This is a genomic window from Klebsiella sp. 54 (genome assembly GCF_018223875.1).
GTDB classification, from domain to species: domain Bacteria; phylum Pseudomonadota; class Gammaproteobacteria; order Enterobacterales; family Enterobacteriaceae; genus Klebsiella; species Klebsiella quasipneumoniae.
Window position 1 is genome coordinate 706,245 of the sequence record NZ_JAGRRA010000002.1, and the last position, 20,184, is coordinate 726,428.

Here is a 20,184-nt window from a genome sequence, read left to right on the forward strand (position 1 = left end):
AAAAGCGTTTATCACGTGTGGCGTCAGCGCACATTGCGCTCCCGGTTAATTTTCTGCGTTATGTCTGGCTTGGCGCAGGGAGCGCACAGGGGGCGGCCAGTCGCCGCCGCCCCCTGTACCCCCGGGCTCCGGCCAGCAACATCGCCACTGCGTGGTACCTTCGACTTATCCCTGCAGGCTTCGGGTCGGGCCGAGGCAGCGTCCGTGCAAAACACGGCCCTCAGCCCGCATCCATGCGGGCTGCCCCGGCCATCCGGGAACGTCTCAGCGATGTTGAGGCCGCCAGCCCCGGCAGTTTCAGCAACAATGGTGAATAAATTAACGACAGGTCGTACGAACGTAGGCCGGGTAAGCGTAGCGCCACCCGGCAAAATAACGGCGCAACAGGGTTGCCTGGAAGGTCATCAACGCTTGCCCGGCAGCGCTGCGCTTGCGCGGGCCTGGGGGGGGAGCCTACGGGAGGACCCCGTAGGCTGGGAATGCGCTAAGCCGCTATCCGGGAAGCTGGACTAGACCCGGGTTCCCCACAGGTCGTATTCGTCGGCGTGCTCGACTTTCACCCGCACCACGTCGCCCGGCTTGACGCCGGTTTCGCCGTTCAGGTAGACCGCGCCGTCGATTTCCGGGGCGTCGGCCATGCTGCGGCCAATGGCGCCTTCTTCATCAACTTCATCCACCAGCACCAGGATTTCGCGACCCACTTTTTCCTGCAGACGCTCGGCAGAGATCTGCTGCTGCAGCTGCATAAAGCGGTTCCAGCGCTCCTCTTTCACCTCTTCCGGCACCTGATCCGCCAGCTCATTGGCGCTGGCGCCTTCAACCGGGCTGTACTTGAAGCAGCCGACGCGGTCGAGACGCGCCTCTTTCAGGAAGTCGAGCAGCATCTGGAAATCTTCTTCCGTTTCCCCCGGGAAGCCCACGATAAAGGTGGAGCGCAGGGTCAGATCCGGGCAGATTTCACGCCACTGCTTGATGCGCGCCAGCTGACGGTCCGCGGAACCTGGACGCTTCATCAGCTTCAGGATGCGCGGGCTGGCGTGCTGCAGCGGAATATCGAGGTATGGCAGAATTTTGCCTTCCGCCATCAGCGGGATCACATCGTCAACGTGCGGGTACGGGTAGACATAGTGCAGGCGCACCCAGATGCCGAGCTTCGCCAGCTCTTCGCACAGGCTGACCATGCTGGTCTTCACTGGCATACCGTTGTGGAAACCGGTGCGGTGCTTGACGTCGACGCCGTAGGCGGAGGTGTCCTGCGAAATCACCAGCAGCTCTTTCACGCCAGCGTCAGCGAGGCGTTTGGCTTCCGCCAGCACTTCGCCAATCGGACGGCTCACTAGGTCGCCGCGCATGGACGGAATAATGCAGAAGGTGCAGCGATGGTTGCAGCCTTCAGAAATTTTTAAGTAGGCGTAGTGGCGCGGCGTCAGCTTAACGCCCTGTTCCGGCACCAGGCTCAGGAACGGGTTGTGCTTCGGCTTTGGCGTATAGTGGTGGACGTGCTCCAGCACCTGCTCATAGCTGTGCGGACCGGTGATCTCCAGCACCTTCGGGTGCACTTCACGGATCTGATCCTCTTTTGCGCCGAGACAGCCGGTGACGATCACCTTGCCGTTCTCTTTCAACGCTTCGCCGATCGCTTCCAGCGATTCCTGCACAGCGCTGTCGATAAAGCCGCAGGTATTAACGATCACCATATCGGCGTTGTCGTAGGTAGGGACGACGTCATAACCTTCGGTGCGCAGTTCGGTCAGGATACGCTCTGAGTCCACGAGGTTTTTCGGGCAGCCCAGGGAGACGAAGCCGATTTTCGGCTGGTGCGTGACATTGCTCATAGCTTAAAAAGTGTTCAATTATTGGAATGGTCAGGGCAGGAATTCTACAGATCTTTGCGAAAAAGAGTATAGCTCCGTCACGGTTAATGGTGAAAAAGCGCACCCAGCCCTGCCTTTCATGCCCCTGCCGCTAAAGCGGATCCCGCACGCCCCGGAGCAGAGGGGCGGGAAACGCTTCCGGCAAGCCGTGCGCGCAGGCGGCGATTCACGCCCGGCGTTGCTGCCGGGCAGAGACTTATTGCGCCGGGGTGACGGCTCCGGAGGGGGCGGCGCCGGGCTTTTTCGGCTCGCGCTTATCCTGCAGCGTGAAGACAGAGATCAAAGTAAATAGTCCGGCGATGCCGCCGAGGATCAGATAGGTGTCGGCGAAGCCAATGGTATCGTACAGATAGCCAGCCAGCGGGGAGTAAATGGCGGTGGCGATCGAGGCGACAAACAGCACCAGTAAATAGACTGTCGAAGAGAGCTTGTGGTCGAAGTTGGCGGCGATGAATTTAAAGACCGACACCAGAATTAACGGTTTCTCCAGGGCATGCATCATTTTTACTGCGCCAATCCACACCGGTCCGAGAGGCACCGCCGAACCAACAATACGTACCGACATGATCAGCCCGGCAATGATCAGCGCCCACTTGGCGCCGGTCCGGTTAACAAACCACGGCATCAGGCATAAGAACAGCGTTTCGCCGCAAACCTGAATGGAGGCGAGGATCCCATACCAGCGGTTGCCTTCCTCCGGCGTCGGGAACTGTTGCGAGAAGTACTGGGCAAACTGCTGATCGTAGGTGTCATAAATCTGCGTGACGAACAGGGTAAAGAGCAGCAGCATCCAGAACTGACCGTTCTTCGCCAGCTCGAGGGCATGGGAGACCTTCAGCGATTCGCTTCGCGCCACATCAGCGTCGGTTAATTCAATTTTGGTCAGCATAAAGCAGATGGCGGCGATGACGATGGCGAGGCTGGCGAGCCAGAAGGCCAGATTAGGATTGCTGTCGATATATTTACCCACAATCCAGGCCGCCGCTGCCCAGCCTAACGAGCCCCACATCCGCACCCGACCGTATTCGAACTGGTAGCGACGGGAAATCTTATCGATGTAAGAGTCGATCACCCCGCAGCCGGAGTTAAAGATGATCCCCAGATAGATCCCCCCCAGCAGCGCGCCGAACCAGAAATTGTGCACCAGCAGCGGCGCGTAAACATAGATAAAGAAGGGGCCCACCGGCAGGAGCAGGGCGACCAGCAGCCAGATAAGCCGTTTTTTCAGGCCGAACTTGTCGGAGATAAAGCCGAAGAAAGGTTGCATCAGCAGGGCGATAAAGGCGTTGACCGAGTAGAGCAGGCCGGTCTTCGTGGCGCTGATGCCAAGATGCTGGGTGGTCCAAATGACAAAGAAAGCCATGGTCGACGACCAGGCGAACAGGTAGAGGAAATCGAATAGACTCAACAGAAGGTAGTTTCTTTTACCGGGCGTCATGGTTCAGTTCCTTGCAAACGGGCAGAGAGATTATCAGCGAACCGCGGCCGCGGTCGCTGCTTTTATTAAATGTTATACGTATTACATTAATGATTTGTTATGGCATTCTGTCTTACGATCGTGCAATAGCATCTGCGATATAATGTGATCATTGCAGCACTATTTTGGCCACTTAATGGCGATTATGGCGATTTTGTTTCTTTGCGAAATTAAATGTGATCGTGTGACATTATTTTTGTTGTAGACCTGACAAAGCGGCAAGGTTGTCAAATTGTAAATGGTGTTAAAGTCTTGGGAATAATTGACCTGGCGCATCATTTTGTACAAAAAATAACCGTATTATGGATAGGGTAAAGGACGACAGAGGAGGAACCGTGATGACCGTTGACAGACTATACCGCCACCTTTTGCAGAAGCTCATTAACGCCAATATCGATATTGACGCCTATCTGCAGCTGCGGAAGGCCAAAGGCTACATGTCAGTCAGCGAAAATGACCATCTGCGTGAAAACTTGTTTGAGCTTTGCCGTGAAATGCGTGCCCAGGCGCCGCGCCTGCAGCATGTCATTTCACCGGAGGAAAAGGATGCCCTTCGTTTGGCCGGCGAGTCCGTCGCCGCCGCTGCAGTATGCCTGATGAGCGGGCATCATGATTGTCCGCTGTACATCGCTGTTAACGTAGAGAAGCTAGAACGCTGTCTGACAGGATTGACTTCAAATATTCATAAATTGAATAAATTGTCGCCAATTCCTCATGCCTGATCGGCTGAAACCCAGGGGAAGTGGATGCTTCCCCTGTTAAAGGTTATGTAAAAATCCCCGCGCAAATTTCCCCGCTGGCTACCCTTTAGCGCAGAGCTGACGAAAGGAGAATGCCATGCGTCCGATCTCGCTGCTGTTGCTATTGAGCGCCCTGTCGCTGCCGGCCCTGAGCCAGGCCGCGGCGCGGGTGGAGGTATTGCAGAACCGGCTGGCCCATCCGTGGAGCCTGGCATTTCTCCCCGGCGACCAGGGCATGTTGATCACCCTGCGTGGCGGCGAGCTCAAGCGCTGGCAACCGGGTAAAGGCCTGTCGGCGCCGATAGCCGGCGTGCCGCAGGTGTGGGCCAACGGCCAGGGGGGCTTACTGGACGTGGCGCTGGCCCCGGATTTCGCGCAGTCGCGGCGGGTGTGGCTAAGCTATGCGGAAAGCGACGCCAGCGGCAAAGCGGGCACCGCGGTGGGCTACGGGCAGTTGAGCCAGGATGCCACCCAACTGACGAATTTCACCGTGGTGTTTCGCCAGCAGCCGAAACTCTCCGTCGGCAATCATTTTGGCGGCCGGCTGGTGTTTGACGGCAAAGGGCATCTCTTTGTTGGCCTCGGGGAGAACAATCAGCGTCCCACCGCTCAGGATCTCGACAGGCTGCAGGGAAAAGTGGTCCGCCTGACGGAGAACGGGGGTGTGCCGCCGGATAATCCCTTTGTTGGCCGGGCCGACGTGAGGCCGGAGATCTGGGCCTACGGCATCCGCAACCCACAGGGGATGGCGATAAATCCGTGGAGCGGGGCGCTGTGGCTGAACGAGCACGGCCCGCGCGGCGGGGATGAAATTAATATCCCGCAGGCGGGAAAAAACTACGGCTGGCCGCTGGCGACGCACGGCATTAACTACAGCGGCCTGCCCATTCCGGAGGCCAGGGGCAAAACGGTTCCGGGAACCGAGCCTCCCCTGTATGTCTGGCCGGTCTCGCCCGGGGTAAGCGGGATGGCCTTCTACGCGGCGCAGACCTTTCCCCAGTGGCAACATAAGCTGTTTATCGGCGCGCTGAAGGAGACGTCGCTGATTGTTCTGGCGGTGGACGGCAATCAGGTCCGCGAGGAGGGGCGCCTGCTGGAGGCGCGCGGGAAACGCATCCGCGACGTTCGCGTGGGACCCGACGGCTATCTGTATGTGTTAACCGACGAGTCTAACGGCGAGCTATTGCGGCTGAGTCCGGAGAAGTAGCGTCAGGTGACCGGGATCTGCACCACTTCGCGCCAGGCGGGACGCTGGCTAATCTGCTGATACCAGCGCTGCAGATGGGGCCGCGGTTGCCAGCTGTCGAGGATCGACAACAGGTTGTAGACGAAGGGGGCGACGGCAATATCGCCAAGGCCGAACTGCTCGCCAGAGAGCCACGGCATTTTGGCCAGTTCGTCATCCAGCATGGCGAACAGCGTTTCGCAGGCGCTGATCCCCGCGGCTATGGCCGCCGGGTCGCGTTGCTCCGGCGGCGTCCTCACCAGGCCCATTAACACCGGGCGATGAGCGGGAGAGAGGGTGCCGTTGGACCAGTCCATCCACTTTTCGCCTTGCGCGCGCTGCGCCGGCGCGGCCAGCCACAGACGGTCAACGCCATACTGGGCGGCAAGGTAGCGAATAATCGTATTTGATTCCCACAACACCACCCCGGTGGCATCGTCCTTTAACAGCGGCACCAGCCCGTTGGGGTTCATCGCCAGATATTCCGGGTCATGATTGAGACCAAACTCCAGCCCGGCGAGGATCTGCTCATACGGCAGATCCAGCTCCTCCAGCACCCAGCGCACTTTCTTCACGTTGGTCGAATTATTACGTCCCCACAGTGTAATCATTTTCGCTCCTGAGTTTGTTTCACTGCCGTTGCAGCGCGATCGGCGATCATGTTGGGATAAAGTTAATATTTAGGCAATCACGATCAAAAAAATTGTTCTGATTAAAGCACGGCGGCATGTTATTGCGTAAACTTTAAAAACTTTACCAACTCGCTGTTTCTTTAAGGTCATTTGTACGCTTTACTCACCGGTTGCTGCGGCGCGGTCAGAGTGGCGCGGCATATTTTGTTTGGAAAGGATACTTGGGTGGCTCTTATGATGCATGACGCTTTTTCCCTTCGCGGCCTCGCGGCAGGTTGCGCGCTGTTATTTCTTGTCGCACCTGCGGTGCAGGCTGCAGAACAACTCCCCGACGCCCCTTCGATTGACGCTCGCGCCTGGATCCTAATGGACTACGCCAGCGGGAAGGTGCTAAGCGAAGGCAATGCCGATGAAAAACTCGACCCGGCCAGTCTGACGAAGATCATGACCAGCTACGTGGTGGGGCAGGCGATAAAAGCGGGAAAAATTAAACTGACCGATATGGTGACCGTCGGGCGCGATGCCTGGGCGACCGGCAACCCGGCGCTGCGCGGCTCATCGGTGATGTTCCTCAAGCCCGGCATGCAGGTTTCCGTGGAAGATCTGAACAAAGGGGTCATCATTCAGTCCGGTAACGACGCCAGCATTGCCATTGCGGACTACGTGGCGGGCAGCCAGGACGCTTTCGTCAGCCTGATGAACGGCTACGCCAAAAAAATGGGGCTGACCAACACCACCTTTATGACCGTTCACGGCCTTGATGCGCCGGGGCAGTTCAGTACCGCTCGCGATATGGCGTTGTTGACCAAAGCGATGATCCACGATGTACCGGAAGAGTACGCGGTACATAAAGAGAAAGAGTTCACCTTTAATAAAATTCGTCAGCCAAACCGTAACCGTCTGCTGTGGAGCACCAACCTCAACGCCGATGGTGTGAAAACCGGGACCACCGCCGGGGCCGGCTATAACCTGGTTTCTTCGGCCACGCAGGGCGATATGCGTCTGATTGCCGTGGTGCTGGGGACCAAAACCGACCGCATTCGTTTTAACGAGTCAGAAAAACTGCTGACCTGGGGCTTCCGCTTCTATGAAACCGTGACGCCGATTAAACCGGATGCCACCTTCGTCACTCAGCGCGTGTGGTTTGGCGACAGCAGCGAAGCGAAACTGGGGGCTGGCGAAGCGGGCTCTATCACCCTGCCGAAGGGGCAGCTGAAAAACCTGAAAGCCAGCTACACCTTAAACCAGCCGCAGCTTACCGCGCCGCTGGAGAAGGGGCAGGTGGTCGGGACTATCGACTTTAAGCTGAATGATAAAACCATCGAGCAGCGCCCGCTAATCGTCATGGAGCCGGTGAAAGAGGGCGGTTTCTTCAGCCGGATGATCGACTTCGTACTGATGAAATTGCACGGCTGGTTCGGCAGCTGGTTCTCCTGATGTCATGACCGCGCCCGGCGGGGCGCGGTCCGTTCATGTTCAGTACAGCAGCGAAATCTGCTGCGCCTTCGCCAGCGCGACCAGCTCGTCATCCGGGCAGATATCGCTGGCGATCACATCAAACTTCGCTAACGCCCCCATGCGCGCCGGACGCACTTTGCCAAACTTGCTGTGGTCTACCACCAGCACGTGGTAGCGCGCGTGTCGCATCGCCCAGTGCTTGACCGGCAGTTCCTCCAGGTTATAGCAGGTTGCCCCTTGCTCGCAGTCAATGCCCGCCGCCGAGTAAAAGGCGATGTCAGGGCTCAGATGGCTGAGGGTATCCTCAAGGCTCAGCGGCATAAAAATCGCGTTGCTGGCATGAAATTCCCCACCGCACAGGATCGCGCGGCACTGGGGCTTTTCCTGCAGGGCCAGAAAGGTGTTCAGGGAGTAGCAGACGCCGGTGAAGGGCAGAGCGTCGTCAATGGCGTCGATGATCCACGGGGTGGTGGTCCCGCAGTCGAAGAAGGCCATCTGATGGGCCTCCAGCAGCGCGGCCGCATGGCGGGCGGCGCGGCGTTTTTCCTCGACCAGCCGGGTTTTTTGGTCGCTGAGCAGGTAATGGGTGGCGCTGCGCGGCTCCAGCACAATGTATCCGCCGAGCAGCACGACCGGACCGCTGTGGCCGTTGAGGTCGCGACGAATGGTCATTTCCGACACCCCGAGCAGGGAGGCCGCTTCTTTCAGATGCAGCTTATCGCTGCGCTTGAGTGCCTGAATGAGCTGACTGATGCGTTCGTCACGGCGAGTTTCCATATTCCCTCTGCGCTAAAATCGCCCTGCGGAGGCAGGGCGTTAGCGGGATTTTACCTGTCGCTTGCGGGTTAGTCACGCGGTCGCCGCCGCGACGGTCGGCGTTTAGCCGCGCACCCAGCCTTTGCGGATCGGCAGGGAGAAGCAGAGGCGATAGAGGCGCTGCAGCTGACGGTACAGCGCCGAGCCGACAGTATGCCAGATTAGCGCCGCGCCAAGGCAGCCGCACATCCCGGCCAGCAGGCCGCCGACCATGTCCAGCGGCCAGTGGACGCCGAGATAGACGCGGGACCACGCGATGGCGGCGGCAAGGGCCATCAGCAGGGCGCCGGACCAGACGCGGTGCCAGAACAGGAAGGCCAGGGCAAAGGTAAAGCTGACGGTGCCGTGGTCGCTGGGGAAGGAATCGTCCGCCGCGTGGTGCAGGAAGTTATAGCCCACGCCAGCGACAAACGGCCGATCGTGCGGATAGAGGTGGCCGATCGCCCATGAGACGGTCAGGCTGATGCTCAGAGCCAGCATCAGCTTAAACACCATCTGCCGCTGGGCAGGCCCCCACAGCCACAAGGTCACCACCAGCAGGGGCACGATCAGAATCAGATCTTTAGCGATGAAAATCGCCACCTCAATGGCCCACTGCGGCGAGGCCGGGGTCGCGTTGAGCAGGGCGAACAGCGCGTAGTTAATATTTTCCAGCATAGACTTCCAGGCTCGTTGGTCCGATAGCAAATAAGCCGCTTACCCTAAATAAAAGCGGTGCGGAGATAAAGCAGTATTGTCTTAAATATCAGGTTGTTAAGAAATGTCGCCTTCTGAGGTGCGGCGCTAACCCCCTGAAAAGCGTCAGTATATCCTTTGTCACATGGCTGAAACATAAACGGAATATATACGCAGAGTGAATTGCTAAGGCGAGCCCTGACGCTGGCGCGCAACTCGCAATATTGTGCGGTGTCACCCACAATTCACTATCTCCGCGCCGGGAGTTTCATTACACTTTGCGCGATTTTTGATAGATAAGAGATTTCATGCAAAATTATTCGCTTTCAGGTCGCCGCCTCGGAAGGCAGGCGCTGCTGTTCCCGCTATGTCTGGTGCTATACGAGTTTTCCACCTATATCGGCAACGATATGATCCAGCCGGGTATGCTGGCCGTGGTTCAGGAGTTTCAGGTGGGCAACGAGTGGGTACCCACCTCGATGACCGCTTATCTGGCCGGCGGCATGTTTCTACAGTGGCTGCTGGGGCCGCTGTCGGACCGTATTGGCCGCCGTCCGGTGATGTTGACCGGGGTGGTGTGGTTTATCGTCACCTGCCTGGCGACGCTGCTGGCGCAGACCATTGAACAGTTCACCCTGCTGCGCTTCCTGCAGGGGATCAGCCTGTGTTTTATCGGCGCGGTCGGCTACGCGGCGATCCAGGAGTCCTTTGAGGAGGCGGTGTGTATTAAAATCACCGCCCTGATGGCCAACGTGGCGCTGATTGCCCCGCTGCTGGGGCCGCTGGTGGGCGCCGCCTGGGTGCATATCCTGCCGTGGGAGATGATGTTCGTGCTGTTCGCCGTGCTGGCGGCTATCTCGTTTGTCGGCCTGCAGCGGGCGATGCCGGAAACCGCGACGCGACTGGGTGAAAAGCTGTCGGTCAAAGAGCTGGGCCGCGACTATCGGCTGGTGCTGAAGAACCTGCGCTTCGTCGCCGGCGCGCTGGCTACCGGCTTTGTCAGCCTGCCGCTGCTGGCGTGGATCGCCCAGTCGCCGGTGATTATTATCAGCGGCGAACAGGCGACAAGCTATGAGTATGGCATGCTGCAGGTGCCGATTTTCGGCGCGCTGATTGCCGGCAACCTGGTGCTGGCGCGCCTGACTTCGCGCCGTACCGTGCGCTCGCTGATTATCATGGGCGGCTGGCCTATCGTGTTTGGCCTGCTCCTCTCCGCGGCGGCGACGGTGGTCTCTTCCCACGCCTATCTGTGGATGACCGCCGGTCTGAGCTTCTACGCCTTCGGGATTGGCCTGGCGAACGCCGGCCTGGTGCGCTTAACCCTGTTCGCCAGCGAGATGAGCAAAGGCACGGTTTCGGCGGCGATGGGGATGCTGCAGATGCTGATCTTCACCGTCGGCATCGAGCTCAGCAAACATGCTTACGAGCTCGGCGGCAACGGGCTGTTCAGCCTGTTTAACCTGTTGGGCGGGGTACTGTGGCTGGGGCTGATGATCTACTTCCTGAAAGATAAAAGCGTCGGCAATTCGCAGCAGGGATAACCGGTTGAAAACCCGGATGCGCTCGCATCCGGGTCTTATCAGGCGAATGGCGCTTCGCGATCCAATACCTTATCGATAATCTGCAGAACACCCTCTTCGTTATTGTGCGGCGCGTGATAGCGGGCGACGGCTTTGACGTCTTCCCGGGCGTTGGCCATGGCGAAGCCAAATCCGGCGTGCTGCAGCATTTCGATATCGTTGCCGCTGTCGCCGAACGCCACCACCTCGTGATCTTCAATACCCCAGCGCTGCTGCAAAATACGCAGGCCGTTGGCTTTGTGCACCCCCGGGATAATTAAGTCGATGCTACCGTAGCCGGTGGCTACGGCTGTCACCATGTCCCCCAGCGCCGCGTGCAGCTTCGGCTGAATTTCCGGGATCAGGCGGTCCGGCACGTTGAGACCAAATTTGAGGATGGTGTCATCGAGATGGTTAAAATCATCCACCAGTTCAAGGCGGTGATAATACTTCGCCGCCACCGTCTTCAGCGCGTCGTTGTAGCGGTTGAGGGTGTAGGCGCTGCGCTTCCCGCAGGCGATGATTTCGATATTCGGCAGCGTCTGCAGATGGTCGACCACGGCGTTGAAATGGTGAACCGGCAGCTGGCAGTTGAAGACGTCTTCATTGTCGCTCACCACCCAGCCGCCGTTTTCCGCCACGAAGGCGATCTGGTGGGCGATCTCCGGGAAGAAGGAGATCAGCTGGTAGTACTGGTTGCCGCTGGCGACCACGAAGCGAATGTTTTGCTCGCGCATTCGCTGATACTGGGCGAGGAAGCGCGGCCGGTTGTAAGTTTTGGCATCGCTTAAAAAGGTGCCGTCCATATCCACCGCAATCAGTTTGATGCTCATTAGCTGTTCTCCATAACGGGTTCAGACTGTGGCTTAGCCACCGCGCGGGCGACCAGCGCCGCCACCATCACCAGGCCCAGCACCACCATCATGGCGCTGCGCAGGCCGAAATGCTCGCCGAGGAAGCCCAGCAGCGGCGGCCCGACGAGGAAAGCAAGATACCCGGTAATCGCCACCACGCTGACGCGCTTAGGGGCATCCGGACCGGTATCGCTGGCGGCGGAGATGGTCAACGGGAAGCCGAGCGAGGCGCCAATGCCCCACAGCAGCACCGAAATGCCCGCCACCCAGGGGTTGTCGACGAAGATAATCAGGCCAATACCCAGAGCGCCCATCACCGCGCTGCCACGAACCACCGTCACCCGGCTGTAGCGATCGATAAACCAGCCGCCGGTAAAGCGGCCCAGCGTCATGCCGAGGGTGAAGCCGGCATAGATCAGCGAGCCGGAGGTGGGGCTAAAGCCGTGGCCGTCCACCATCAGCAGCGGCAGCCAGTCATTGGCTGAGCCTTCGGCGAAGGCCATCGCCAGGACGATGACCCCGATAAGCAGCAGCTGCGCATCGCGCCATACCGGCAGACCTTTCGCCTCGCCGTGGGCGGCTTCGGCGGCATTTTTACCGGTACCCTCCGGAATGGCGCGGATAGCAATGGCGATGGGCAGGATGGCCACCAGCGCGGCCGCCAGGATATGCGGGGCGGCGGGAAGGCCGAACCCGGTCACCGCCATGCCCACCCCGGCGCCGAACAGGGTGCCAAAGCTGTAGAAGCCGTGCATCATCGGCAGCACCGTTTTATTCATCTCCCGCTCAACCGCCGCGCCTTCGACGTTAATGGCGACCTCTGCCGAGCCAAAGCTGGCGCCAAAGATGGCCAGACCGAAGGCGAACAGCGGGGCGGAGGCAAGCCACAGCGCCAGGCTGAGCACCAGCATGCCGAGTACGGCGAAGGACATGGTGGTGCGGATGACCTTGCGGGTGCCAAAGCGCTTCACCAGCCACGCCGAGCAGAGAATACCGCTCATCGACCCCACCGACAGGCCAAACAGCACGATGCCCATCTCTGCGGTAGAAAGCGCCAGCAGATCGCGGATCGCCGGCGTGCGGGTGGCCCAGGAGGCCATTAATAAGCCAGGGATGAAAAAGAACATAAACAGCGCCCACAGTCGAAGCTGGAGCGCTCTGCGCGAAGATTGCGTCGTCATCCGTAAACGCCTTAAAGGAGAAGAGTGAAGACAACAGTAGCAAGCATGTGTACATTTGTACATAAACCGAAAGAGGAAAATCATGGCCCGTAGACCGAACGATCCGCAGCGCCGCGAGCGCATCCTGCAGGCGACGCTGGACACCATCGCGGCGCACGGCGTCCATGCGGTGACGCACCGTAAAATCGCCACCTGCGCGAATGTGCCGCTGGGGTCGCTGACCTACTATTTCAGCGGCATCGAGGCGCTGATCGAGGAGGCGTTCAGCCTGTTTACCGCCGAGATGTCGGCGCAGTATCAGCAAAGCTTCGCCGGGGTAGCGAACCGGCAACAAGCCTGCGATGCCATCGCGGAGCTGATCTTCAGCGCCCAGGTGACCACGGCGCGCAATATGGAGCTGATGTACCAGCTGTATGCGTTCTGTAGCAGCCAGCCAGCGCTGAAGGCGGTGATGCAGAACTGGATGCGGCGTAGCCAGCAGACGCTGGAGCAGTGGTTTGCCCCTGACACCGCCCGCGGCCTCGACGCCTTTATTGAAGGGATGACCCTGCACTTTGTCACCGACCGCGCGCCGCTGTCGAAGGCAGCGATCCGCATGATGGTCGGGCAGCTGGCGGGGGAGAGGGCGCAGGAAGAGGAGTGCTGAGGCGGCGTTTCACCCGGAATGGCTAAACGCAGGCAACAAAAAACCCATCAACCTTGAACCGAAGTGGCGGGGTTGATGGGCTCCACAAAATGGGGACATCAAAGAAAAGCAGTGGCATTACTTATGACTGATGCCCTGAGAAAAAGTTCTACCTGTGGCGGCTTTTTTCGCAAAAAATTTATTGTAGCCCCGGCCAGATGATCACGATGAGCGTCCCGGCGAGGGTGAGCAGCACGTTGGCGATGGCGTAGGTGCCCGCATAGCCGAGCGCCGGAATGTTGCTGCGCGCGGTATCGCTAATGATCTCCATCGCCGGGGCGCAGGTGCGCGCCCCCATCATGGCGCCGAACAGCATCGCCCGGTTCATGCGCAGCACATAGGCGCCAAACAGGAAGCAGATCACCACCGGCACCAGGCTAACGATAAGCCCTGCCGCCAGCATCTGGCCGCCGACGGCGCCCAGCCCGTTATTGATCCCGGCCCCGGCGCTGAGCCCGACCCCGGCCATAAACACCATCAGGCCAAACTCTTTCACCATGTTCAGCGCCCCCTGCGGGATATAGCCGAAGGTTGGGTGGTTGGCGCGCAGGAAGCCAAGCATGATGCCGGCGAACAGCAGGCCGGCGGCGTTGCCGATGCCGAAGCTGAAGGAGCTGAACTGGAAGGTGATCATGCCGATCATCAGGCCGACGATAAAGAAGGCGCAGAAGGCCAGCAGGTCGGTCACCTGGCTGTGAATGGAGATAAAGCCGATGCGGTCGGCTACGGTCTTCACGCGGCGGGCGTCGCCGCTGACCTGCAGCACGTCGCCTTTGTTCAGCACCACGTTGTCGTCGATAGGCATCTCGATCTGGCTGCGAATAACCCGGTTTAAGAAGCAGCCGTGGTCGGTGAGCTTGAGCTGCGCCAGGCGGCGGCCGACGGCGTTGTGATTCTTAACCACAATCTCTTCGGTGACGATGCGCATGTCGAGCAGATCGCGGTCGAACACCTCTTTACCGTTGCGGAAGCTCGGGTCGAGGCGAGCGTGCGCGTCCGGGTAGCCCACCAGCGCAATATCGTCGCCCATCTGCAGCACCGCGTCGCCGTCCGGGTTGGCCAGAATGCCGTTGCGGCGGATGCGTTCGATATAGCAGCCGGTCTGGCGATAAATGCCCAGCTCGCGCAGATTTTTGCCATCCGCCCACGCCACCAGTTCCGGGCCGACGCGATAGGCGCGGATCACCGGCAGGTAAACTTTACGTTTGGAATCGGTATCGAGGCCGCGCTCGCGGGCGATTTGCTGGGCGCTGGTCTGCAGATCCTGATGCTGCAGTTTGGGCATATAGCGGGCGCCGACGATGAGGCTCACCAGACCAACCAGGTAGGTCAGGGCATAGCCGAGGCTCAGATGGTCAAGCGACTGCGCCAGCTGATCGCTGGGCAGGCCGAAATGGCGCAGGGTGTCCCCCGCGCCCACCAGCACCGGGGTGGAGGTCATCGCCCCCGCCAGCATACCGGCGGTGAGCCCGATATCCCAGCCGAAGACTTTACCCAGCACCATGGCGATCAGCATCGCACTGCCGACCATCACCAGCGCCAGCATCAGATAGTTTTTCCCGTCACGGAAAAAAATCGAAAAAAAGTTAGGACCGGCTTCCACGCCGACGCAAAAAATAAACAGCATAAAGCCGAGATTAAGGGCATCGGTGTTAATCGCGAAATGCTGCTGACCTAATAATAGAGAAACGACTAAAACGCCAATGGAATTACCAAGTTGTACTGAGCCGAGACGCAGTTTTCCCAGGCATAGTCCTAATGCAAGTACAACGAATAATAACAGGATGTAATTCCCGTTTAACAAATCTGCGACGTTTATATTCACGAAAGCCAACTTCTCGTTTACTAGTAAGTTGTTGAAGGAAATGGTTATTTGGTCTAAGGTTGCTCAGGCGTTCGCGTTGTCGCGAACCTATTCTGGCACCCTGTTATAACCAGCAAAAATATACCCGCTAGTTTAATCCTTCCTGGATGCGGCGGCTAGTGACAATCGTTTTCAGGCTGGCAGGGGAGTTATTGGCATGGATTGCCGAAATGCTTTATCTGACTGGGCGACGTGGACGTGAGTTAGAGGCAACATCAGGAGGATACGGTGAAATCTGAGCGTAGTTGGGCCGGCATTATCTGTGGCTTCGTTCTGTTCATTGTGGTGTGCTTATCGTTGTTGTTACATATGAAAGGGGCCTTTCGCGCCAGCGGCAACCCGGAGCTGGGCCTGCTCTTCTTTTTGCTGCCAGGAGCGGCGGCGAGCTGTCTCTCTCCCGGTCGGCGGGTGCTGCGTCCTTTGCTCGGCGCGATGCTGGCGGCGCCGGTCTGTATGGTGACGATGCGGCTGTTTTTCGTCACGCACCGGACGTTCTGGCAGGAGATGGCGTGGGTACTGAGCGCGGTGTTCTGGTGTGCGCTGGGGGCGTTGTGCTTTTTGTTTATCTGCGCCTGGCTTGATACCTGGCGCAGTCATTCATCGAGCAAATAAATTTACTCAGGCAAACAGGCCAAGGTTCTCTTTCGCCCAGGCTTCGAAATCGGTGCAACCGCCGATGTGTTTCTGGTCGACGAAAATCTGCGGTACGGTTTCAACCGGTTTGCCGACGGTTTTTTCCAGGTCAGCTTTGCTGATGCCTTCGGCGTGAATATCCACGTAACGGTAGTTAAAGTCATCACGCTCGTTGGTCAGTTTTTCGGCCAGCTCTTTGGCGCGAACACAGTAAGGGCAGCCTGGACGACCAAAAATAACGGTAAACATTGCTTCTCTCCTTAAACCTCAGCCGGATGGCGAATGGCGCTTATGATGCCTGCATTGGTCGGTGAGGGAAAGCAGGTTTTGCCTTTTGCTTCGATGGTTTACGGCTATGTTTGATAAATGTCGTACTATCAAAACCCGTATACTGACCCGGCGGCGCGGCGGCATTGGCTGGCGCGTTGCGTTTATCAACCGGAGAGGCGTGATGCGAAAATTTGCCCCGATGCCGAAAAGCATTCTGCTGGTTGAGATCCTCGGGATGGGGCTGTTAACCCTTGCCTGGCTCTCACTTAACCAGTATGTCCAGCTGCCTGCGCCCATTGCCAGCCCGACCGCGGCGCTGGTGATGCTCTTTGCCGGGATCGCGCTGATGATCCCTGCCGCCATCGTCGTGATGTGGCGGATGGCGCAGATCGTGGCCCCGCAGTTAACCCACTCTCCTGAGCCTGAATCCTTGTCTGACAGAGAAAAACGAAATGACGCCGACCATTGAGCTGCTGCGCAGCCACCGTTCTATCCGCCACTTCACCGATGCGCCCGTGAGCGACGAACAGCGCGCGGCGATTATCGCCAGCGCGCAAGCGGCATCTACCTCGAGTTTTTTACAGTGCACCTCCATCATTCGTATTACTGACCCGGCCCTGCGTGAACGTCTGGTCCCGCTGACCGGCGGCCAGCAGCATGTCGCCCAGGCGGCGGAGTTTTGGGTCTTCTGCGCCGACTTTAATCGCCACCTGCAGATCTGCCCGCAGGCGGAGCTGGGGCTGGCGGAACAGCTGCTGATCGGCGTTGTCGATACGGCGCTGCTGGCGCAGAACGCGCTGACCGCCGCCGAGTCCCTCGGGCTGGGCGGCGTCTATATCGGCGGGTTGCGCAACAGCATCGAGGCGGTGACCGAGCTGCTGGAGCTGCCAAAGCACGTCCTGCCGCTGTTCGGCCTTTGCCTTGGCTGGCCGGCGGATAACCCGGACATCAAGCCGCGGATGCCGGCCGCCATGCTGGTGCATGAGAACCGCTATCAGCCGCTGGATAACGCGCTGCTGGCGGAGTATGACGACCAGTTGGCGCACTATTATCTGTCGCGCGGCAGCAACGCCCGCCGCGATACCTGGAGCGATCATATCCGTCGCACTATCGTGAAAGAGAGTCGTCCGTTTATTCTCGACTATCTGCATAAGCAGGGGTGGGCAACGCGCTGATTACGTGTACACTGCTGCTCCGGCCAGGCGGTATCCACCGCTGGCGGCAGGAAAGGTGAAAATGTGTTCGATAGCTGAGGCCCGCCAGAGCGGGTCTTTTTGCAGAGGTGCAGGATGAAAATTGCCATATTATCCCGGGATGGAACGCTTTATTCATGTCGACGCCTGCGCGAAGCGGCGCAACAGCGCGGGCATCAGGTCGAGATCCTCGATCCGCTTTCCTGTTATATGAACGTCAGTCCGGTGGCCTCGTCGATCCACTACAAAGGTCGCCAGCTGCCGCACTTTGATGCGGTGATCCCGCGCATTGGCTCAGCGATCACTTACTATGGCACCGCGGCCCTGCGACAGTTTGAGCTCCTGGGAAGCTATCCGCTGAACGAATCGGTCGCTATTACCCGCGCTCGCGATAAGCTTCGCTCGCTGCAGCTGCTGGCGCGCCAGGGCATCGATCTGCCGCTGACCGGCATCGCTCACTCCCCCGATGACACCAGCGATCTGATCGCCATGGTCGGCGGCGCGCCGCTGGTGGTGAAGCTGGTGGAGGGCACCCAGGGGATCGGCGTGGTGCTGGCGGAGACCCGTCAGGCGGCGGAGAGCGTGATAGACGCCTTTCGCGGGCTGAACGCCCACATCCTGGTGCAGGAGTACATTGCCGAGGCAAAAGGCTGCGATATTCGCTGCCTGGTGGTCGGCAATGAGGTGGTGGCGGCGATCGAACGGCGGGCGAAAGAGGGCGATTTTCGCTCTAACCTGCACCGCGGCGGCATGGCCTCGGTGGCGCAGATTAGCGACGAGGAGCGGGCCATCGCCATCAAGGCGACGCAAACCCTGGGGCTGGACGTCGCCGGTGTCGATATTTTACGCGCCACCCGCGGGCCGCTAGTGATGGAGGTAAATGCCTCGCCCGGGCTGGAAGGGGTGGAAACCACCTCCGGTGTGGACATCGCCAGCAGGATGATCGCCTGGATCGAGCGCCAGGCGACACCGGAATTCTGTTTGAAAATAGGCGGCTAACCGCCGGATGCAAGACTGTCATGGTATGCGGCGCTTTTTTTGCGTAAGCTATGGCGTCGTTTTTCCACTGTAAGAGGTCACAGGCACTATGGATTCACTGGTCGTTCCGGGTCTGGATACGCTACGTCGCTGGCTGGATGAGATCGGCATCAGCTTTTTTGAGTGCGATTCCTGCCAGGCATTGCACCTGCCGCATATGCAGAATTTCGACGGTATTTTTGATGCCAAAATTGACCTGGTGGACAACGTGGTGCTCTTTTCCGCCCTGGCGGAGGTGAAGCCGACTGCTCTGTTGGCGCTGTCAGCGGATCTCTCGGCCATCAACGCCAGCTCGTTAACCGTGAAGGCGTTTATCGACATTCAGGACGATAATTTGCCCAAGCTGGTGGTCTGCCAGTCGCTGTCTATCGGTCCTGGGGTGACTATGGAGCAGTTCGCCTGGTTCTTCCGCCAAAGCGAGGAGCAGATCTCGATGGTGATCCTTGAAGCCGGCGCCAATCAGCTGCTGTACAAAGGCGAAGAAGAAGAGCCGGCCGCGGAAAACGTGCAATACCATTTTCTTCACTAAACCTGCCTAAAATTAGCGCAGCCACTACCGCAGCGGCTGCGTATTACCCGCTTTTATTCTGTATTTAACCTTTCTTTAAAGCATTATTCACCGCCATTCAGGCCGTTTTGGCTTATCACGTAGACCGTTACTGCATAAAAATTTGATAAAAGGCGTTTTTTTACCTGGGCTATAGCCTCTTATTCTGGCTACAGTTATTCTGGCGATGCTTCCAGTTGCGAGCAACCACTCCGGGAGAGATCCGCTCTCCTTTTCTCAGGCAATGAAAAAATATGCATGATTTTTGCATGCGTAGAAATGCGTATATTTGAGCCCGTAAGTTAACGGGCGTTGAGAAGGAAAAGAGATATGACCGCCTTTGGTAAAAAATGGTTAACAGGTCTGGTTACGGGTGCGCTGATGGCCGTCTCTGCCGGTTCGCTCGCCGCCGAACAAAAAACCCTGCATGTCTATAACTGGTCTGATTATATTGCGCCGGACACTGTGGCCAATTTCGAAAAAGAGACCGGGATTAAAGTCGTGTATGACGTTTTTGATTCCAATGAAGTGCTGGAAGGCAAATTAATGGCCGGCAGCACCGGTTTCGATCTGGTGGTGCCGTCGGCAAGCTTCCTTGAGCGCCAGCTGGCGGCGGGGGTGTTCCAGCCGCTGGATAAGAGCAAGCTGCCCAACTGGAAGAACCTTGATCCCGAAGTGCTGAAGCTGGTCGCCAAGCATGACCCGGATAATAAATACGCTATGCCTTACCTGTGGGCGACGACGGGCATTGGCTATAACGTGGATAAAGTGAAAGCCGTCCTCGGCAAAGATGCGCCGGTGGACAGCTGGGATCTGGTGCTGAAGCCGGAGAACCTTGAAAAACTGAAAAGCTGTGGCGTCTCCTTCCTCGACGCGCCGGAAGAGATTTTCGCCACTGTGCTGAACTACCTTGGCAAGGATCCGAACAGCAGCAAAGCGAATGATTACACCGGTCCGGCTACCGATCTGCTGCTGAAGCTGCGGCCGAACATCCGCTACTTCCACTCTTCGCAATATATTAACGACCTCGCCAATGGCGACATCTGCGTGGCGATCGGCTGGGCAGGGGACGTCTGGCAGGCGGCAAACCGTGCGAAAGAGGCCAAGAACGGCGTCAACGTCTCTTACTTTATTCCGAAAGAGGGCGCGCTGGCGTTCTTTGACGTCTTTGCCATGCCGGCCGACGCCAAAAATAAAGATGAGGCCTATCAGTTCCTTAACTATCTGATGCGCCCGGATGTGATCGCCAAAATCAGCGACCAGGTGTTCTACGCCAACGGCAACAAGGCTTCCACGCCGCTGGTCAGCGAGACTATCCGTAACAACCCGGCGATTTATCCGCCAGCGGATGTGTTCGCCAAACTGTTCACGCTGAAGGTGCAGGATCCGAAGATCGACCGCGTGCGTACCCGCGCGTGGACCAAAGTGAAGAGCGGTAAATAAACTCTGACGGCCCGGTAAGC

The 20,184-nt window shown here is 58.5% G+C and carries 20 protein-coding genes; 11 read left to right on the plus strand and 9 right to left on the minus strand.

Annotation, left to right across the window (positions count from 1 at the left end):
- Positions 1 to 509: 509 nt before the first annotated feature.
- Both rimO and KHQ24_RS05060 read right to left on the minus strand, forming a co-directional pair.
- Positions 510 to 1,835, minus strand: coding sequence for a 30S ribosomal protein S12 methylthiotransferase RimO (gene rimO, locus KHQ24_RS05055; RefSeq protein ID WP_211777146.1), 1,326 nt, complete (start codon positions 1,833 to 1,835; stop codon positions 510 to 512).
- Between the two features lie 235 nt (positions 1,836 to 2,070).
- Entirely contained in the window at positions 2,071 to 3,312 is a 1,242-nt protein-coding gene (locus KHQ24_RS05060; protein ID WP_049116963.1) for an oligosaccharide MFS transporter, read from the minus strand.
- 377 nt (positions 3,313 to 3,689) lie between these two features.
- Between KHQ24_RS05060 and bssR the strand changes: the two genes are divergently transcribed.
- Both bssR and KHQ24_RS05070 read left to right on the plus strand, forming a co-directional pair.
- Complete coding sequence (bssR, locus tag KHQ24_RS05065; protein WP_004201285.1) at positions 3,690 to 4,073, plus strand: biofilm formation regulator BssR; 384 nt, start codon at positions 3,690 to 3,692, stop codon at positions 4,071 to 4,073.
- A 115-nt stretch (positions 4,074 to 4,188) separates the two neighbouring features.
- A complete protein-coding gene (locus KHQ24_RS05070; protein ID WP_211777147.1) occupies positions 4,189 to 5,298 on the plus strand; it encodes a PQQ-dependent sugar dehydrogenase in 1,110 nt (369 codons plus the stop codon).
- A 2-nt stretch (positions 5,299 to 5,300) separates the two neighbouring features.
- On the opposite strand, the gene KHQ24_RS05075 is transcribed toward KHQ24_RS05070, so the two are convergent.
- Positions 5,301 to 5,927, minus strand: a complete 627-nt coding sequence (locus tag KHQ24_RS05075; RefSeq protein ID WP_004201289.1) for a glutathione S-transferase family protein — start codon at positions 5,925 to 5,927, stop codon at positions 5,301 to 5,303.
- A 255-nt stretch (positions 5,928 to 6,182) separates the two neighbouring features.
- Here KHQ24_RS05075 and dacC point away from each other — a divergent pair, with 255 nt between their 5' ends.
- Positions 6,183 to 7,385 carry a serine-type D-Ala-D-Ala carboxypeptidase gene (gene dacC / locus KHQ24_RS05080; protein ID WP_004201290.1) on the plus strand — a complete coding sequence of 401 codons (1,203 nt, stop codon included), beginning with the start codon at positions 6,183 to 6,185 and terminating at the stop codon, positions 7,383 to 7,385.
- Between the two features lie 39 nt (positions 7,386 to 7,424).
- Here the strand turns inward: dacC and deoR are convergent, their stop codons facing one another.
- Complete coding sequence (deoR, locus tag KHQ24_RS05085; RefSeq protein ID WP_094311334.1) at positions 7,425 to 8,183, minus strand: DNA-binding transcriptional repressor DeoR; 759 nt, start codon at positions 8,181 to 8,183, stop codon at positions 7,425 to 7,427.
- A gap of 102 nt (positions 8,184 to 8,285) precedes the next feature.
- Positions 8,286 to 8,879 carry an undecaprenyl-diphosphate phosphatase gene (gene ybjG / locus KHQ24_RS05090; RefSeq protein WP_004201292.1) on the minus strand — a complete coding sequence of 198 codons (594 nt, stop codon included), beginning with the start codon at positions 8,877 to 8,879 and terminating at the stop codon, positions 8,286 to 8,288.
- A gap of 326 nt (positions 8,880 to 9,205) precedes the next feature.
- On the opposite strand from ybjG, the gene kdeA reads away from it, so the two are divergent.
- Positions 9,206 to 10,438 (plus strand): multidrug efflux MFS transporter KdeA, encoded by a 1,233-nt coding sequence (gene kdeA / locus KHQ24_RS05095; protein ID WP_004201293.1) that lies wholly within the window; start codon positions 9,206 to 9,208, stop codon positions 10,436 to 10,438.
- A 38-nt stretch (positions 10,439 to 10,476) separates the two neighbouring features.
- Here kdeA and KHQ24_RS05100 read toward each other — a convergent pair whose 3' ends face one another.
- Together KHQ24_RS05100 and KHQ24_RS05105 are read right to left on the minus strand one after the other, a co-directional pair.
- Positions 10,477 to 11,289, minus strand: a complete 813-nt coding sequence (locus tag KHQ24_RS05100) for a Cof-type HAD-IIB family hydrolase (protein ID WP_017900140.1) — start codon at positions 11,287 to 11,289, stop codon at positions 10,477 to 10,479.
- Positions 11,289 to 12,491, minus strand: coding sequence for an MFS transporter (locus KHQ24_RS05105; protein WP_080841190.1), 1,203 nt, complete (start codon positions 12,489 to 12,491; stop codon positions 11,289 to 11,291). The genes KHQ24_RS05100 and KHQ24_RS05105 overlap by 1 nt, the downstream gene beginning before the upstream one ends.
- An 82-nt stretch (positions 12,492 to 12,573) precedes the next feature.
- Here KHQ24_RS05105 and KHQ24_RS05110 point away from each other — a divergent pair, with 82 nt between their 5' ends.
- Entirely contained in the window at positions 12,574 to 13,137 is a 564-nt protein-coding gene (locus tag KHQ24_RS05110; RefSeq protein WP_023320041.1) for a TetR/AcrR family transcriptional regulator, read from the plus strand.
- A gap of 178 nt (positions 13,138 to 13,315) precedes the next feature.
- On the opposite strand, the gene KHQ24_RS05115 is transcribed toward KHQ24_RS05110, so the two are convergent.
- A complete protein-coding gene (locus KHQ24_RS05115) occupies positions 13,316 to 15,001 on the minus strand; it encodes an aspartate:alanine antiporter (protein WP_004179131.1) in 1,686 nt (561 codons plus the stop codon).
- 267 nt (positions 15,002 to 15,268) lie between these two features.
- On the opposite strand from KHQ24_RS05115, the gene ybjM reads away from it, so the two are divergent.
- Complete coding sequence (gene ybjM / locus KHQ24_RS05120) at positions 15,269 to 15,652, plus strand: inner membrane protein YbjM (protein WP_004201325.1); 384 nt, start codon at positions 15,269 to 15,271, stop codon at positions 15,650 to 15,652.
- A gap of 6 nt (positions 15,653 to 15,658) precedes the next feature.
- Here the strand turns inward: ybjM and KHQ24_RS05125 are convergent, their stop codons facing one another.
- Complete coding sequence (locus KHQ24_RS05125) at positions 15,659 to 15,922, minus strand: GrxA family glutaredoxin (protein ID WP_002896352.1); 264 nt, start codon at positions 15,920 to 15,922, stop codon at positions 15,659 to 15,661.
- Positions 15,923 to 16,124: 202 nt separating this feature from the next.
- On the opposite strand from KHQ24_RS05125, the gene KHQ24_RS05130 reads away from it, so the two are divergent.
- The 5 genes from KHQ24_RS05130 to potF all read left to right on the plus strand — a co-directional run bounded on the left by KHQ24_RS05130 (position 16,125) and on the right by potF (position 20,164).
- Positions 16,125 to 16,412 carry a YbjC family protein gene (locus tag KHQ24_RS05130; protein ID WP_065879024.1) on the plus strand — a complete coding sequence of 96 codons (288 nt, stop codon included), beginning with the start codon at positions 16,125 to 16,127 and terminating at the stop codon, positions 16,410 to 16,412.
- Positions 16,396 to 17,118 carry a nitroreductase NfsA gene (nfsA, locus tag KHQ24_RS05135; protein WP_004201327.1) on the plus strand — a complete coding sequence of 241 codons (723 nt, stop codon included), beginning with the start codon at positions 16,396 to 16,398 and terminating at the stop codon, positions 17,116 to 17,118. The genes KHQ24_RS05130 and nfsA overlap by 17 nt, the downstream gene beginning before the upstream one ends.
- 114 nt (positions 17,119 to 17,232) lie before the next feature.
- The gene (gene rimK / locus KHQ24_RS05140; RefSeq protein WP_004201328.1) at positions 17,233 to 18,135 is read left to right on the plus strand and encodes a 30S ribosomal protein S6--L-glutamate ligase; all 903 of its coding nucleotides are present in this window, start codon (positions 17,233 to 17,235) and stop codon (positions 18,133 to 18,135) included.
- 88 nt (positions 18,136 to 18,223) lie between these two features.
- Positions 18,224 to 18,703, plus strand: a complete 480-nt coding sequence (locus tag KHQ24_RS05145) for a YbjN domain-containing protein (protein ID WP_017899416.1) — start codon at positions 18,224 to 18,226, stop codon at positions 18,701 to 18,703.
- 348 nt (positions 18,704 to 19,051) lie between these two features.
- Positions 19,052 to 20,164, plus strand: coding sequence for a spermidine/putrescine ABC transporter substrate-binding protein PotF (gene potF, locus KHQ24_RS05150; RefSeq protein ID WP_004201329.1), 1,113 nt, complete (start codon positions 19,052 to 19,054; stop codon positions 20,162 to 20,164).
- The last annotated feature ends 20 nt before the right edge of the window (positions 20,165 to 20,184 follow it).

Coding starts and splice junctions, on each gene's coding strand:
- KHQ24_RS05060 (WP_049116963.1), bottom strand. CDS start 3,312: ATGACGCCCGGTAAAAGAAACTACCTTCTGTTGAGTCTATTCGATTTC.
- KHQ24_RS05125 (WP_002896352.1), bottom strand. CDS start 15,922: ATGTTTACCGTTATTTTTGGTCGTCCAGGCTGCCCTTACTGTGTTCGC.
- KHQ24_RS05070 (WP_211777147.1), top strand. CDS start 4,189: ATGCGTCCGATCTCGCTGCTGTTGCTATTGAGCGCCCTGTCGCTGCCG.
- kdeA (WP_004201293.1), top strand. CDS start 9,206: ATGCAAAATTATTCGCTTTCAGGTCGCCGCCTCGGAAGGCAGGCGCTG.
- KHQ24_RS05110 (WP_023320041.1), top strand. CDS start 12,574: ATGGCCCGTAGACCGAACGATCCGCAGCGCCGCGAGCGCATCCTGCAG.
- ybjG (WP_004201292.1), bottom strand. CDS start 8,879: ATGCTGGAAAATATTAACTACGCGCTGTTCGCCCTGCTCAACGCGACC.
- bssR (WP_004201285.1), top strand. CDS start 3,690: ATGACCGTTGACAGACTATACCGCCACCTTTTGCAGAAGCTCATTAAC.
- KHQ24_RS05075 (WP_004201289.1), bottom strand. CDS start 5,927: ATGATTACACTGTGGGGACGTAATAATTCGACCAACGTGAAGAAAGTG.
- KHQ24_RS05130 (WP_065879024.1), top strand. CDS start 16,125: ATGCGAAAATTTGCCCCGATGCCGAAAAGCATTCTGCTGGTTGAGATC.
- potF (WP_004201329.1), top strand. CDS start 19,052: ATGACCGCCTTTGGTAAAAAATGGTTAACAGGTCTGGTTACGGGTGCG.
- deoR (WP_094311334.1), bottom strand. CDS start 8,183: ATGGAAACTCGCCGTGACGAACGCATCAGTCAGCTCATTCAGGCACTC.
- KHQ24_RS05100 (WP_017900140.1), bottom strand. CDS start 11,289: ATGAGCATCAAACTGATTGCGGTGGATATGGACGGCACCTTTTTAAGC.
- rimO (WP_211777146.1), bottom strand. CDS start 1,835: ATGAGCAATGTCACGCACCAGCCGAAAATCGGCTTCGTCTCCCTGGGC.
- nfsA (WP_004201327.1), top strand. CDS start 16,396: ATGACGCCGACCATTGAGCTGCTGCGCAGCCACCGTTCTATCCGCCAC.
- KHQ24_RS05145 (WP_017899416.1), top strand. CDS start 18,224: ATGGATTCACTGGTCGTTCCGGGTCTGGATACGCTACGTCGCTGGCTG.
- rimK (WP_004201328.1), top strand. CDS start 17,233: ATGAAAATTGCCATATTATCCCGGGATGGAACGCTTTATTCATGTCGA.
- KHQ24_RS05105 (WP_080841190.1), bottom strand. CDS start 12,491: ATGACGACGCAATCTTCGCGCAGAGCGCTCCAGCTTCGACTGTGGGCG.
- dacC (WP_004201290.1), top strand. CDS start 6,183: ATGATGCATGACGCTTTTTCCCTTCGCGGCCTCGCGGCAGGTTGCGCG.